General features: G+C 64.0%; 16 protein-coding genes and 1 pseudogene. 5 read left to right on the forward strand and 12 right to left on the reverse strand.

The genetic code is table 11. From position 1 onward, the window contains the following. Positions 1–2: 2 nt before the first annotated feature. The 12 genes from F5544_RS06905 to F5544_RS06960 are packed head-to-tail and all read right to left on the reverse strand — an operon-like array spanning position 3 to position 8,290. Positions 3–1,310, reverse strand: coding sequence for a tyrosine-type recombinase/integrase (locus F5544_RS06905; RefSeq protein ID WP_167472408.1), 1,308 nt, complete (start codon positions 1,308–1,310; stop codon positions 3–5). Then, a complete protein-coding gene (locus F5544_RS06910) occupies positions 1,310–1,498 on the reverse strand; it encodes a helix-turn-helix transcriptional regulator (protein ID WP_167472409.1) in 189 nt (62 codons plus the stop codon). The genes F5544_RS06905 and F5544_RS06910 overlap by 1 nt, the downstream gene beginning before the upstream one ends. A gap of 8 nt (positions 1,499–1,506) precedes the next feature. Beyond that, positions 1,507–3,192, reverse strand: coding sequence for a replication initiator (locus tag F5544_RS06915; protein ID WP_167472410.1), 1,686 nt, complete (start codon positions 3,190–3,192; stop codon positions 1,507–1,509). Beyond that, on the reverse strand, positions 3,189–3,551 hold the full coding sequence (locus F5544_RS06920) for a hypothetical protein (protein ID WP_167472411.1): 363 nt from the start codon (positions 3,549–3,551) through the stop codon (positions 3,189–3,191). The genes F5544_RS06915 and F5544_RS06920 overlap by 4 nt, the downstream gene beginning before the upstream one ends. Beyond that, positions 3,548–4,243, reverse strand: coding sequence for a DNA cytosine methyltransferase (locus F5544_RS06925; RefSeq protein ID WP_167472412.1), 696 nt, complete (start codon positions 4,241–4,243; stop codon positions 3,548–3,550). The genes F5544_RS06920 and F5544_RS06925 overlap by 4 nt, the downstream gene beginning before the upstream one ends. Further along, entirely contained in the window at positions 4,243–4,626 is a 384-nt protein-coding gene (locus F5544_RS06930; protein WP_167472413.1) for a hypothetical protein, read from the reverse strand. Before F5544_RS06930 ends, F5544_RS06925 begins: the two co-directional genes overlap by 1 nt. Continuing rightward, on the reverse strand, positions 4,623–4,958 hold the full coding sequence (locus F5544_RS06935) for a hypothetical protein (protein ID WP_167472414.1): 336 nt from the start codon (positions 4,956–4,958) through the stop codon (positions 4,623–4,625). The genes F5544_RS06930 and F5544_RS06935 overlap by 4 nt, the downstream gene beginning before the upstream one ends. Beyond that, positions 4,955–6,226: an FtsK/SpoIIIE domain-containing protein gene (locus F5544_RS06940; protein WP_167472415.1), complete on the reverse strand. Its 1,272-nt coding sequence runs from the start codon at positions 6,224–6,226 to the stop codon at positions 4,955–4,957. The genes F5544_RS06935 and F5544_RS06940 overlap by 4 nt, the downstream gene beginning before the upstream one ends. Continuing rightward, positions 6,226–6,450 (reverse strand): hypothetical protein, encoded by a 225-nt coding sequence (locus tag F5544_RS06945; RefSeq protein ID WP_167472416.1) that lies wholly within the window; start codon positions 6,448–6,450, stop codon positions 6,226–6,228. Before F5544_RS06945 ends, F5544_RS06940 begins: the two co-directional genes overlap by 1 nt. A gap of 6 nt (positions 6,451–6,456) precedes the next feature. After that, entirely contained in the window at positions 6,457–7,584 is a 1,128-nt protein-coding gene (locus F5544_RS06950; RefSeq protein WP_167472417.1) for a hypothetical protein, read from the reverse strand. After that, positions 7,584–7,823 carry a hypothetical protein gene (locus F5544_RS06955; RefSeq protein ID WP_167472418.1) on the reverse strand — a complete coding sequence of 80 codons (240 nt, stop codon included), beginning with the start codon at positions 7,821–7,823 and terminating at the stop codon, positions 7,584–7,586. Before F5544_RS06955 ends, F5544_RS06950 begins: the two co-directional genes overlap by 1 nt. Then, positions 7,823–8,290 (reverse strand): hypothetical protein, encoded by a 468-nt coding sequence (locus F5544_RS06960; protein WP_167472419.1) that lies wholly within the window; start codon positions 8,288–8,290, stop codon positions 7,823–7,825. The genes F5544_RS06955 and F5544_RS06960 overlap by 1 nt, the downstream gene beginning before the upstream one ends. Before the next feature lie 191 nt (positions 8,291–8,481). On the opposite strand from F5544_RS06960, the gene F5544_RS06965 reads away from it, so the two are divergent. The 5 genes and pseudogenes from F5544_RS06965 to F5544_RS06980 all read left to right on the forward strand — a co-directional run bounded on the left by F5544_RS06965 (position 8,482) and on the right by F5544_RS06980 (position 12,778). Then, positions 8,482–9,321: a sigma factor-like helix-turn-helix DNA-binding protein gene (locus F5544_RS06965; protein WP_238847124.1), complete on the forward strand. Its 840-nt coding sequence runs from the start codon at positions 8,482–8,484 to the stop codon at positions 9,319–9,321. Next, a complete protein-coding gene (locus F5544_RS06970; RefSeq protein WP_167472420.1) occupies positions 9,318–10,109 on the forward strand; it encodes a PP2C family serine/threonine-protein phosphatase in 792 nt (263 codons plus the stop codon). Before F5544_RS06965 ends, F5544_RS06970 begins: the two co-directional genes overlap by 4 nt. 638 nt (positions 10,110–10,747) lie before the next feature. Beyond that, positions 10,748–11,089 carry a hypothetical protein gene (locus tag F5544_RS06975; RefSeq protein WP_167472421.1) on the forward strand — a complete coding sequence of 114 codons (342 nt, stop codon included), beginning with the start codon at positions 10,748–10,750 and terminating at the stop codon, positions 11,087–11,089. A gap of 486 nt (positions 11,090–11,575) precedes the next feature. Next, a pseudogene (locus F5544_RS46210) lies at positions 11,576–11,647 on the forward strand (hypothetical protein); the annotation flags it as partial. Between the two features lie 414 nt (positions 11,648–12,061). Beyond that, a complete protein-coding gene (locus F5544_RS06980; protein WP_238847125.1) occupies positions 12,062–12,778 on the forward strand; it encodes a DUF6875 domain-containing protein in 717 nt (238 codons plus the stop codon). Positions 12,779–12,786: the final 8 nt, after the last annotated feature.

Genomic DNA, 12,786 nt, shown 5'->3' on the forward strand with positions numbered 1-12,786 from the left:
GGTCAAGCGCTGTTTTTCTCGATCGGAGGATGTTCGGGCACCGCTTGTTGGCTCTCGTCAGGCCGTCTCCAGGCCGTCAGGGACTCAGGCCGTCGCTCGAACATCCTCTGAATCGCCGCACGGGCACGTTGGTAGCTGGACGGGACCAGGTGCGTATAAGTGCGCAGCGTGAACCCCGGATCCCAGTGACCGAGATATTCGGCGAGTTCCTTGATCGAGCAGCCGTCCGCGAGCAGACGCGACGCGAACAGGTGCCGCAGTGCGTGCATGCCGTCGGCGCGCTTACGGTACTCCAACCCTGCGGTACGAAATGCTTTCTGCCACACGACTTTTGTGAACAGATCCCCGGTATAGACACGGCCATTCTCACCGGTTATCAACAGCAGAACCGTCACCGATTCACCGTCAGGCTTCCCCCATGGCAGCGTCACCGGGACCGCCGGATACGCGTTCCCGTGGCCATCGATCGAATCCAAGAGATCATCGGCTACGGGCACCTCGCGAGTCTTGCCGCCCTTCGGAAGCGCGAACATCATGATGCCCTTTACGGTCTTGATCTGCCGTTCAACCCTGATCACTTTCCTCTCGCGGTCAACATCATCGGGGGAGAAACCCAAAATCTCGCCCTGGCGAAGTCCAGCGCCACTACCGAGTTCGGCGGCAATCTGAAACCGATGACCGAGCCCAGTCATCACCATGTGTAGCCGATCCTCGTGCCACACAACGATTTTCGGGCTGTTCGATGTCGGCCGCCGAATAGTCTTTGCCTTGCAAGGGTTCTGGCGAATTACTCGATCCTCGACCGCAGCCTCACACACCGACGACACGATCGTGAACAACGCGGTCTTGTAGTTATCCGACAGACCCTGTTCGTCCAGCCAGCCAAGCCAATCACGAATGGTCGACGGCTTCTCAATCTTCTTGAACGTCAGATCACCCAGCTTCGGATAAATCTGACGTTCGAGACGACTACGGAGGATCTCCCGAGTGGCTGGGTCCGGCGACTGACCCTTGTACCAGTTCTCGGCCTGTTGCCGAAACTTCTTGGTCGCCGCGCGCGGATCGACGTACTTGCCTTCGCGCTTGTCGGATTCGACCTCAATGAGGAAGTTGTCAGCCTTCTTCTTCTCGCGGTCCCCGAACGACTTCGAACGCTCAACGCCATCCGGATCGATATAGCGAACCCGGTAGCGCAAACCACGGCCGTACAGCTCGGTCTTCTCCATCACCGGTTTACCGCGACCGTTGACGATAACCTTGCCATCCTCATCACGCTTCGGACGCCACCACCGGTCATCGATGTGCGCCATCAGGCAGCCTCATCGGCTTGATCAGCCCACGCGCGCACCTTGACCGGGTTGTACCGCAGGTGACGCCCCATCTTCCGAACCGGTGGTCCCTCACCCAACCACTTCCACTGGTAGAGCGTTTTCACCGGCACGCCGAGGAAGTACGAGACTTCCTCCACAGTCCACAGTCGATCATCCGGTAGTTCCATTGCCTCCCCTATGCCGCTTTCTCTATTGCCGAATGTTCTTGTGTCCCTGGTGGACTGGCCGCGAGTAGCGCGTTGAGGTATTCGGCGCGGTCGCGTGTTCGTTGAGCGATGGCGGCCGTGATCAGGTGTTCGCGAGGCGGGCAATGCTGGTCTCCGGGTTCGACCGGCGTGATCCGCAGGTGTGTGGTGTCGGGTTTGCTGATGCCGACCGCTGCGAGGAGTTGCCGAACGAATTCGGTGCGGTCGGCGCGATGGTCGGGCAGGGTCTTGCCGGTCCAGCGGCGCGAGACCAGCACGCGACGACCGGGCAGGCCGAGGGTGTCTCGGCGGTGTGCCTTACCGCGGCAGCGACCCGGGATCGTTTTCGCGGTCGCGCCTTTGGGGACGATGCCGTAGCGCAGCCACACCCCGCAGCGGGGCGAACACGGCGTGTGGCACAGTTCGGCGTGTAGCCGGTCGTAGTGTTCGGCGGCGCGAACCGATTGCGGTTCAACGATTTCCGCGATCGACTTGGTCAGGTATTTGGTGACGTAGCGGATGGCCTTGTCGGCCTGCTCGCCAGCGATGACGCCCCGGATGTGGCGGGGATCGATCTGGACGCCGAAGCGGACCTCATGTGCGGGTTCCAGGACGTCGACCGCGTCCATGGCATCGAGGGCGGCGTCCCAGCCGGTCAACGGGCGGTGCGTGCGGGGATCGACGAACGTGCCCACTTTCTCGTCCCAGACCGGCATGTTGGCGCTGGTGTAGACCTCGTGGTCGAAGTGTGGCCACCACACTTGGTGGTAGGTGGCTTCGGTGACCTTGACGACCAGTTCCCGGGGCAGATCGGTGCGGATCAGCACATGCAGGTGCGGGGCGCCGCGACGCTGCGGTTCGACCACCGCGAAGTACTGGAGATCACGGCCGACCGCGCGGCGCATGTTCTGAATCCACCGGTCGAACAATCGGCCGACGTGAACGATGTCGCGGGCGGCACGGGTGTAGTCGTAGTCCTGCGGTCGGCACGGTGAACCGTCCGAACACACCTTGCCGTCAGCGTCGCGGGCGCCATCGCGGTTGATCCGCCCGTAGGACGGCATGGTCAAGGTGATCAACATGCCGGGACGGTGGCCGCCCGCATAGGCGTCGCGGATCGTGTTGCGTGACACCGTCTTTCGTGGCAGGTCCGGAACATCCTGGCGACGGCGCGTCGAACGGGTCCGGCGCTTGCGCGGTCGAGGTTCCAGCGGCGGCAACGGACCGCGCACCCCGGTCTCGCGCAATTCAGCGTCGATGTCCTGAATCACCTCGACGAAACCGGCGGCGAGTTCTTCGTCCCCGGCTGCCGTGGCCTTGTGGTAGCCGTCGACGAGATCGGCTCGGGCGGTGAGCAATTCACGTTGCCACTCAGACGGTTCCCGCTTCTCCTGCACCGGTTCGTGATCGAGATGCCAGCCCTCGCGGCATTGGGTCATCCGCACGTAGCGGGCTTGCGCGGCGCACGCCGGGCACACCGAGGCGATCGTGGACTTGCACGGCGTCGCGATGTAGGACACGGTCCAGGTTTTCGGGTCTTCCACCCGCATCGGGACCGGCCGCTTGCACACCCCGAACTTCTCGGCCGTAGTTTGGGCGATCTCCAGGAACGACGGCTTGGCGCGACGGTCGGCCGCCGTCTCCCGAACAGGCTTGCCGCTCTGCGGGTCGGTCACGCGGTACCTCCCTCGGTGAACGGATCTGGTTGGTAGAACAGCAGTTCCACCGTTGCCGGGCCGACGAGCGTTGCGTGGCAGCGGGTTGCGCCGAACGCTGCCGCGAGTCGGGTGGTGCGGTTTTCCCAGTCGGCGGGGCACTGGCCCGGCAGCATGCCGACGAGCACGCGGTCGATGCCGTCGCCGATCTCAATGCGCAGCCGGGGTGGGATCATGCGGGTCTCGGCCGGGCCGATGGTGAGGTGGCAGGTGGTGAGCTGGCGGGTCCAGCGGCGGCCGTAGCGCCACCACCCGATCAGCCGGGTACGCGGCCAGCGGGTCAGCCACTGGTCGGCGGTGGTGGTGGTCGAGGTGTTCACGCGGCCCTCTCCATGGTGGTGTCGAAGAGGGTGAGTTGTTCACCGGTCGGGTCGGTGAGGTGTGTAAGTAGTTGCTGGCCAATGTGTTCGGTGTAGGCGGGTGGGATCGCTTGGCACAGTTCGTCACCGGTCATCCAGTCGATGCCCATCGCGGCCGGACCGACGTAGCGGCCCACGTCCCCGGTGACCGAGATGTTCCAGCCCTGCGCCCAGCGTTCCCGACGCCGTCGTGTCGCGGTCGGCACATCATGCCGTGGATGCGTCGGCGCCCGTAACGGAACACGGGACTCGAAACGGCGATGCCGATAGGTGCGTAGCCCGAACATGGCGCCGCACAAGGTGATCGACCGCGTCCGTGCCAGCGGGGCGGACATGACGTTCTCGATGACGTAGGGGCGTCCGGAGATGTCGAGCGAGACCCGGACCGCGGCGATCAGGTCCGGGTATGTCCGGTCCGGGGAAAGCGCGCGCAGCGGGCTGTACGCCTGACAGGGTGGGGAGGCGTGTACCGCGTCGAACTCGTGACCGTGTTCGGTGAGGAATTCGATCGCGTCGGCGCGGTGGAACTCGAAGGGGTAGTTCGGTTGTGGCTCGATATCGACGCCAACGACATCGAATCCCGCGGCGTGGTAGCCCATCGCGGCGCCACCAGCCTTGCAGCATAAGTCGAGCAGTCGCGGCCTGCGGCTCATCACTTCCTCCGAACCGGTGTCTCGAACAACGCCAACTGGTTGTCATCGGCGCGTTTACGGCGCGGGCGGGGCTTGGTCGCCGCGGCGGCCACGATCGGGTTGATCCGCCGCGCCGGGGCGGCCGGGCGGGCGACCTTGAGGCGGGCGTCGGTGTCGACGAGGCGGGAGAATCGGGAGTTGGGTGGTTGCGGCACCAGCTCCCAGCCCTCCGGGGTGTGCCGGGCCGAATCGGCCGGCGTGTGCCGAGCCTGCGCCAGCTGGAAGGCGCCACCGCGGATCGGCCGGTCGTTGATCTCATACAGCAGGTCACCGGGGCGGACCTGGTTCGGTGCGATCAGATAGAAGTGCAGCGTCTCCACCGGCTGCGCGGGATCGGTGGTCATGGTTGGGTTTCCACCTCGTAGATCCCGCAGTGTTCGCAGTGGCGCCGCGACAGGGAATGGCGGACGCCGTCGCGGAACCAATGCGTCCACGACCAGCCCGACCATTCGTGACCGTTCGCGGCGCAGTGCGCGGCGGCGAGGCAGCCGTCGCAGGTGAGCGTCGCGCCGTCGAATTCCCAACCCGTGGACAGGGTTTCGTCAGCGAAGTAGGCGGCGGCTTCCTCGGCGGTGCGGAACAGCGCGGGACCGATCTCACCATCGGCGGGATACGGGTCGCCGCAGCCGTGGCAGTAGGCCACGATGAATGTCTCGGCCACGAATCCGGTCTTCATGCCACTCGCCCCCGCTCCGGGAAATCGGCGAGGTTGATCGGACGCGGACGCGGCCGGAACCGTTCGGCGATCCGTGCCATATCCTCGGGTGTCACCTGGTAGACGCGGGCGCGGCGGAAACCGGCGGTGCCGTCCTCCTGCACGTAGCAGACTCCTGGTGTGGTGTGCGGGATCTCGTCGCAGCGTGAACCGCGGTCGCGGGCGCCGTGGCCGTGGATCATGGCGACCTGGGTTGGTTCGGCCATCCGCAGCCCGATCCGGTAGGGCAGCAATTGGCGTTGGGGCACATTGTCTTTCGACGGATCGATCACCGTTTCGATGACCGAGAACAGCGGCGCCCGCCCCTGGGACAGCAACAGGCCATGCGCGCGTGCGTAGCGGGCCATCAGCTGTGGGTCGGTGAACGCCGCAAGCGTGGCCGCCTCATCGATGATCGTGACGACCAGCGGGTTGTCCGGTGTCGGGATCGGTTTGTCGGTCCCCGCGGCGCGGTAGCCGAGGGCGGCTTCCTGCATGTCGGTGACCGTCTCCTCCAACAACCCGATCATCAATTCCGGTGTGGTGCATTCGAATCGGGTGCACAGCTGCTCCAGCCAACCCAAGCCCATGCCGCCCTTCGGGTCGATCACGCGCAGTTCCACCCGTCCGGACGCGATCGCTGGACCCATGCCGTTGACCAGGGCGCCGAGGAAACCGGTTTTGCCTGAACCCATTTCGCCGCCGACCAGGACATGGCGCCCTTGCACGGGGACGGTCCAGTCGGTGCCGTCTTCGAAGATTCCGGTGGGTACGGCTGTGAGGTCCACGTCATCGGGGACCACCGTCGGCAACGCTGCCGAGGTAGCGAGGGTGTCGAATACCCGCACCTCCAACCGCATCCACCCCGGCGACGGCACGACCGCCGTCACCTTCGGCACACCGAGGATGTTCGCGATCGCATCCAAGGTGTCCTCGCTGGCCCAGTCCTTACGCCGCTGACCTGCCAGCATCAGGAAATCCACGTCCAGTCCGTGCGGGGTGTAGGCGTAGGCATCCAGGACCGGGAAACCCTTCTCCACCGACCCGAGCCCGACCGCGGACAGCATCAGGTCCGTTTGCACCGGGTCGGCCAGCACGAACACCGCCGTCCACAGCTCCACCGGAGCCGCGGCCACGATGGACTCGACAGCGACCAGGTCAGGTTCACGAAACTTCAGGCAGGACAACGCGATCGGTGTGATGAGCCCGGTCACGGCGCCAGCCGCCAGCATGGTGGGCAGGATCGACATCACACCACCTCCATCAGTGGAGCCAGGGCCAGGGCGATGCTGTGTTCGGCCAGCACGTTCGGCAGCACTTCGGCGAGCGTGCGGGCATCCGTGAGGGATAGCCGGATCTCGTTGTCGCCCACCAGGAACGACACCAGTGCGGAGGTTTCGACCGGCCGGAATCGGGACGCGGCAACGTATTTCACGTTCCGCAGCCCACCGCCGAGGACAGGGTTCGTGGGCATCAGTGATCACCCTTCCAACCTGGTTCGACGCAGAACATCAGGCACTGACCGAGCTTTGGCGGTGCGGGAGTAGGTGTCGGCATGACCGGCGGGCAATTGGCTACGCAGTCCACCCCGGCATAGGACGGGACAGGCCCCGGCGCCGGATCGCAGAACATCACGCAGCCGCCAGCGTGGACGCTCGTGAGATGAGCGACCGGGCGCGGCGTGCGATCGGTCGTCAGCATCAGCACGCCGGTCGTGACGGCGAATATCGGGACCGCGACCAAGGCGGCGATAGCGGGTTTGCGGGACGGGACAGGAGTCATTGGGATAGGCATCAGGCACCCCGAGGGCGGGCATTGCGAGCGGCAGCATGGCCTGCACGGGCCGCTCAGGACGAACAGGATGAACCGGGGCAGCAGTGGGCGCGGTGACGCGGGGTTGCGCGGTCCGCTCCACCACCGGTTTGGGCGCGTACTTCGCGGCCGTGGTGGCCGAGATATTCAGCGCCGCAGCGATTTCGGTGTAGGTGGCACCTTCGGCGCGCATCGCGACCGCACGCGCTATCAGGCTCGGGTCACGCCGAGGCGTCCGCCGCTTCACCGGCACGGGCACCGGAACCGCGGCCGGTTCGGGCACCGGACCAGTGTCCGGAACCGGTTCGGGTGCAACGGTTTCCGGTACGTCGTCGTCTCGGCTGATCATGTGGGCCAGGGTCGCGCCCATTCCCAAAACGGTCGGTGGGATGCAGGCGACCAGCACGACGACCGGCCACGGCGCGGTAGACCAATGTGCGGCCTGCATCAGGTGATAGGCCACCTGCCCGACACCACCGAGGGCCAGCGCGCCCAGCGCGGACCATTTGGCGTAGCCACGGGTTCCGGCCGAGCGAATGCGGCCGTTGAGCCACACGTGCAGGGCGTAGGAGGCGTAGGTTTCCATCCCGATCGGCAGCGTCACCGCCGTATTGATCGAGAACTGATCCCAGATCCCCGGCAGTGGTTGCACCGGCCCGAACCCGGTCATCTTGCCCAGGCCGACCCAGCCGGACCAGATCGCGACGAACGCCGGAAGCGCCAGCAACAGCACAGGCCACGAGCGAATACGCTTGTCCGCCTTACCATTCTGGCCCAGCTTGGATCGGCCGAACATCACGCCACCGACCTCGATTCGTCGGACAGGAACTCGGCGTAGTCGTGCTGGGCCAGCACATTCGGCAACGCTTCCGAAAGATCGTGTGCGTCACCGATATCCAGCACGATCCGAGTCGCACCGAGAAAGAACGAAACCTGCGGCGGAAGCGCAGAACCCAAGCGGCCCTTGCGGTTCGGCTCATACTTCAAACCGTGCAGCTCTCCACCCACGGTCGGGATGTTCACGAACGACGACATCACGCAGCCGCCTTCCCATTACGCGGCGCCGCAGCCGAATGATCCCCAGGCGCAACCGATCCCGACTTGTCGCCCTTGAACCCGGTCGCGCGGACCGTCCAACCGATCGACTTGAACTCCCCCGAACCGATCAGCCTCGGCTTGACCATCAACCCCTCCAGCTCAACCGGCGTCACGCCCGGAGCGATCTCCACCGCCGGAGGAACCGGGCACGTATCCGCCACGAAAATCACGTCGTAGCTGGTGTGCTTGGCATTGGTCTCAGCTCCCGAGGGATCAGTGATGGTGGCCTTCCACAGGCGCTTTCCGGTGCCCTTCCCCTCGTAGTCGAGGTCAACCTTCTGAATCGCCGGGGTGTTCCGATCACGCTGGAACTCCGTCACCGGCTGAACACTCCCGAACAGGTACGTGCCCTTCGGGAAAAACTCACTCGCCTCAGCCCGCAACCACACATTGCTCGAAGGCATCCTGAACTCCTTGTCTTCATTGAGGTTTCGATTCATTCGGCACGTTTGCGCCGACTTGTGCCCGAAGTCCATTCGGAGATTTAGCCCCCCTAAACTCCGTTGGGTCATCGAACCAAGAAATGTTTAGAGGGTATAAACTCAAGGGTACGCCCGCCGCGTGCCGAGAGTCAAGACCCTCTAAACTCGAATCTGTGGCTGACGTTGATGACTTTGAGCAGGTCCGGAACGACCCGGACCCAATCCGACGTGGCCAGCGAGCAACCGACTTGATGACCGTCTATCAGCAGCGCGCCACGGAACTCGCTCGCCTGCGCAAAGCGGCGATCGAAGAGGCTCATCGTGTACGAGGTATGAGCTATACAGAGATCGCTGAGCAGTTGGGGCTTACGAAGGGGCGGATCAGTCAGATTCGAACTACAGCGCCACGGCCGGAGCGCGCCTTCTTCGGCGTCGGACCGGTGGCTATAGGGATTCCGCGGCGCTTCGGCTTCGAGGAAGGCCGGGAACGTCCGTTCTTCGATGCCAATGATCAGGCCACCCAGGAATCGATCGAAGCCATACTCACCCGATTGTCATTGACCACCAACCGTTTTGCGATCGACCCTGATCGTGAGGACATGCCGTCCGGAGATGCGGTCATCATCTGCGGCCCCAAGTCTGCCCCGATCGCGCGTCGGCTATTGGAACGAGATCCGATCTTGAATTTCGAACGGACCGACGAAGGATGGTGGATTACCGACGCCAGTACCGGCCAACGGCATCAATCGCCCTATCGCCGGGACGACGTGACGCGCACCGACATCGGCTACTTCTCCCGACGCGTTGAAGACAATCGCGTTCTTGTGCATATAGCTGGCATTATGAGCGTTGGCTCTCATGGCGTGGCACAGTGGCTCGACCGCCATCTACCCGAGGTCTATGACGAGTCAGCGACCTTTGTGAGTGGAATCATCGAGTGCGACTTCACCGCGGACTTCGCTGTGACGGACAGTCGCCTGTTGGTCGGCCCTTACGCCACCGCCCTGGTATGAAAATCGCTGTTGCCCGTCTCCCGATGCGATCAGGCGACGACCGCGTATTCACCACTGATAGGGGAGCGATAATCCTTGATGGTGCAACGTCATTCGATCCCGACGTTCCATCCGCCAGTGAATATGTTGACGTTCTCGGAGCAGAACTACTTCGGCGGCTCGATGGGGCTGACGACTTAGAGACCATACTCGCCGACGCCATCTCGACGACGGCACGTCGACTCAAGCTCGACTGCGGTTCAGCGCCATCGAGTACGGTCGCGCTAGTGCGCATCGGCAATGACGCAATAGACGTTCTAGTACTTGGTGATTCATCCGTCGTAGTAGGTCGAAATGATCAGTCGTATCGGGTCGTCACGGATGAACGCCTTGCCGGGTTGAACCTGCCGGAAACGGATCAGTACCGAGCACGTCTGAAGTCCGGCGGCGGCTATGACGAAACCCATCGAGCTTTACTACGCGCCCTTCAGAATCGCCAACGCGGTCGACGCAATCATGACGGCGGCTATTGGATCGCGGAGGCCGATCCTGGAGCAGCGAAACATGCATTCCGTCAACGCTTTTCGGTCGACGAGACCAGCTGGATCGTGATGGCTACCGATGGTGTGTCTAATCTACTTGCCCCGCTAAAGGTTTCATGGCCCGAGGTTGCGCAACTTGACGACGATAACCTTGCGCGCCTTCTCGCATGGTGTCACGAATGGGAAGCAGTCACAGACCCCAACGGGCAGCAACAACCGCGCGCGAAACGACATGACGACAAGGCGCTTGCTGTCATCCGGCTCTAGGTCAGCACCCCGATTTCTGTAGCGCCCTATCACCATCCGCGACTCGTTGCCGAATTTGGCCATACAGGATCAAGAGCGGCGGCCCTGGCGGGCCGCCGCCGCGCGTGCGCCGCGCGGCGCAGTTTCCTACGCACGCTCCGGACTGCGGCGCGTCGGCGCGTCGGCGGCCCGCCAGGACATGCCGACTTCCGGTCGAGGCGATTGACGGCACTGATCATCTGGCGGTGGTGGCGGTCGCAGCCCCGAAGTCGCCCCGCCCGGTGACGTGGCTGGTGTCGTCGTCGTAGCCGCAGCGGTAGTGGGACAGGTCGCCGCCGGTCCCGGTCGGCCCCTCCGGTCCGCGTGTTCAGGTGGCCCCAGGCGTAGACGCCCTGGCAGTGCCCGCAGGCCAGGAAGCCCGGAATCGGCCCCTTGGTTGCGTTCTGCCGCAGGTGGGGTTGCTGCCCCGAATTCCGTTGCCGGTCACCAAGGTTCCTCTCCCTGTCGCGGTGATCTGCCGAAGGCGTACCACACCACCGGGGTACTCCAAAGGGCGCTTCGCGTCACTTCGTGATGGGCATTCGCCCACCCTTTTCCGCACCCCGGCGGCGTGGTCCGGGCTGAGCCCAGATCACCGCGACAGGGAGAGGAACCCCGAAATGACCAGCACCTACGGCATCCGATGCAGCAACCCCACCTGCGACAGCATCGATACCACCGACATCGAGGGCGCTGACTTCCCGCTCTGCGAGAACTGCCAGGGCGTCTACGCCTGGGGCCACCTGAACACGCTCGTCTCCCTCGGCCGCTTCGAAACCGCCTGCGACCTGTCCCACTACCGCTGCGGCTACGACGACGACACCAGCCACGCCACCTACTACCCGCAGTGGCAGCTCCAGCTCTGCGACCGCCACCACCGCCAGATGATCAGCACCGTCAACCTCCTCGACCTCGACATCCAGGCCTTCGAACAGGGCCAGCTGAACTTGTCCGACCTCTAGGCCGGAGGCACCGGGCAACGAGGCCCGGCAGCGAGCCGACAACGCCGTCGGCTCCCAGCCTCCTACTGGACGTGCCCGCACAGCCACATTCCTCTCCCGGCTGTGCGGGCACTCCGGTTGCTACGCAACACCTTTCAGCGGACGACTGCCGAATCCCTCTATATAGGTATTGAATACAGCTTCTCCCTGCTTCCTCATTGCCCGATTGTCTCGCTCCACTCGGACGAGTCAAGGGCGCTCCTTCGTCGCGTCGCTACGCGATGCCTACGGCACCCTTGACACGCCCTCCCTCCGCTGAGGGCGGCAAGTATGAGGAAGCAGGGATGGAAGTAGGTGGCGGATAGGCGATCTATCCGCGCGAGCCAGGCCGTCTACAGGCCGTCGCATGCCCGAAACGGCTCAGAACGGCCGAGAAGTAGCGAGTCGAATACGGGCAGGTGGCACCAGCTTTCGGCGGCATCCGGCCAGCTCGACCGAAAACCTTGAGAGATCACCCAGATCTACGAGGGCACCAACCAGATCCAGCGCGTGGTGATGTCGCGGGCGCTGCTGCGCTGAGCGAGCGCCGTTGCGGCAATGACCGCGCGGCGAAATTGGACAGGGCGGTTCGGGGTTTCGACCCCGAACCGCCCTGTTTTTTACTCACCGGCCGATCGATCCGAAATGGAATCGAGGCCGACGGGTTGTGTTCCACTGTTGATATTGACGGATTCGTTATCGGCTCGGACGCTTATTGTCACGATTGCGGTTTCGGGGGAAGATGGCCGGATCGCCGGGTTCTAATCACTGATCTGCGCAGATCAGAGCCGGTGTAGCGGTGAATGGGCATTATCGATAAAACTGACCCGTGTGTTAACGAATTTCACCATTGGATTGCCATGTGGTAGTCCCCGGAAATTGGGTACTAATTACTCGTGAAATTTTGTTGACTTTTGGTGGATACTCGGACACGTAACGTGACGAGGTGAGCTCATGACCAAGATCGTTATCGGACCGCGGTCGGGGATGAATTGGATCCCGCTGTCCAGTATCGAGAAACCGTGCCCATTCGCCGGATCCGCCGTTGGGGTGGTACGGGCGTGGGTCGAAGATCATTTGACGAGCAGTGCGCCGGAGCTCGGGCGCGATGGGCCCATCTGTCCGTACGTCGGGCCGTCGATTCGCCGAGATCTCATGTGGGTCGGCCGGATTCCGGGTATCCGGCCGCTGCCGGACTTCGTGCGCCTGGTGCTTGCCGATGCGCTGGAGGTCTTTCCGAGGCTGCCGCCCGTCGACGGCGGGGCGGCGGTGCTGCGCACGCTGATCACCGCACTGCCGGATCTGTGCGACCACTCGCTGATCGACGAGCTGCATGCCGAACTCAAGACCGAATTCGTCGCGCGCGCAACGATGCTCGGCCAGTTCTACCCCGGCTGCGCGCAACCGGGCCTGTGGAACAAGGATTTTCACCCGCTGGACGCGCCGATCCCGATGCTGGTGGTGCGCAGCATGATGGCCACCGATTTTCCCTTCCTGCTGGAGCGGCCGGAGTGGATGTCGGCCTATGTCAAGAAGTTCGCACCCGCGCTGCCCGCACACGTGCGACATGCGGTGGTGCGCCGGTTGACGGCGAATCCGGACACGAAGGTGGCGGCCTACCGCGCCGCGCCGGACGACGAGCCGATGCCCGCCGGGCGCCGCGCCGACTGATGCAAGGA

The organism is Nocardia arthritidis, assembly GCF_011801145.1.
GTDB lineage: Bacteria > Actinomycetota > Actinomycetes > Mycobacteriales > Mycobacteriaceae > Nocardia > Nocardia arthritidis_A.

Coding starts and splice junctions, on each gene's coding strand:
- F5544_RS06970 (WP_167472420.1), top strand. CDS start 9,318: ATGAAAATCGCTGTTGCCCGTCTCCCGATGCGATCAGGCGACGACCGC.
- F5544_RS06950 (WP_167472417.1), bottom strand. CDS start 7,584: ATGTTCGGCCGATCCAAGCTGGGCCAGAATGGTAAGGCGGACAAGCGT.
- F5544_RS06980 (WP_238847125.1), top strand. CDS start 12,062: ATGACCAAGATCGTTATCGGACCGCGGTCGGGGATGAATTGGATCCCG.
- F5544_RS06945 (WP_167472416.1), bottom strand. CDS start 6,450: ATGCCCACGAACCCTGTCCTCGGCGGTGGGCTGCGGAACGTGAAATAC.
- F5544_RS06930 (WP_167472413.1), bottom strand. CDS start 4,626: ATGACCACCGATCCCGCGCAGCCGGTGGAGACGCTGCACTTCTATCTG.
- F5544_RS06925 (WP_167472412.1), bottom strand. CDS start 4,243: ATGAGCCGCAGGCCGCGACTGCTCGACTTATGCTGCAAGGCTGGTGGC.
- F5544_RS06960 (WP_167472419.1), bottom strand. CDS start 8,290: ATGCCTTCGAGCAATGTGTGGTTGCGGGCTGAGGCGAGTGAGTTTTTC.
- F5544_RS06955 (WP_167472418.1), bottom strand. CDS start 7,823: ATGTCGTCGTTCGTGAACATCCCGACCGTGGGTGGAGAGCTGCACGGT.
- F5544_RS06905 (WP_167472408.1), bottom strand. CDS start 1,310: ATGGCGCACATCGATGACCGGTGGTGGCGTCCGAAGCGTGATGAGGAT.
- F5544_RS06975 (WP_167472421.1), top strand. CDS start 10,748: ATGACCAGCACCTACGGCATCCGATGCAGCAACCCCACCTGCGACAGC.
- F5544_RS06935 (WP_167472414.1), bottom strand. CDS start 4,958: ATGAAGACCGGATTCGTGGCCGAGACATTCATCGTGGCCTACTGCCAC.
- F5544_RS06910 (WP_167472409.1), bottom strand. CDS start 1,498: ATGGAACTACCGGATGATCGACTGTGGACTGTGGAGGAAGTCTCGTAC.
- F5544_RS06940 (WP_167472415.1), bottom strand. CDS start 6,226: ATGTCGATCCTGCCCACCATGCTGGCGGCTGGCGCCGTGACCGGGCTC.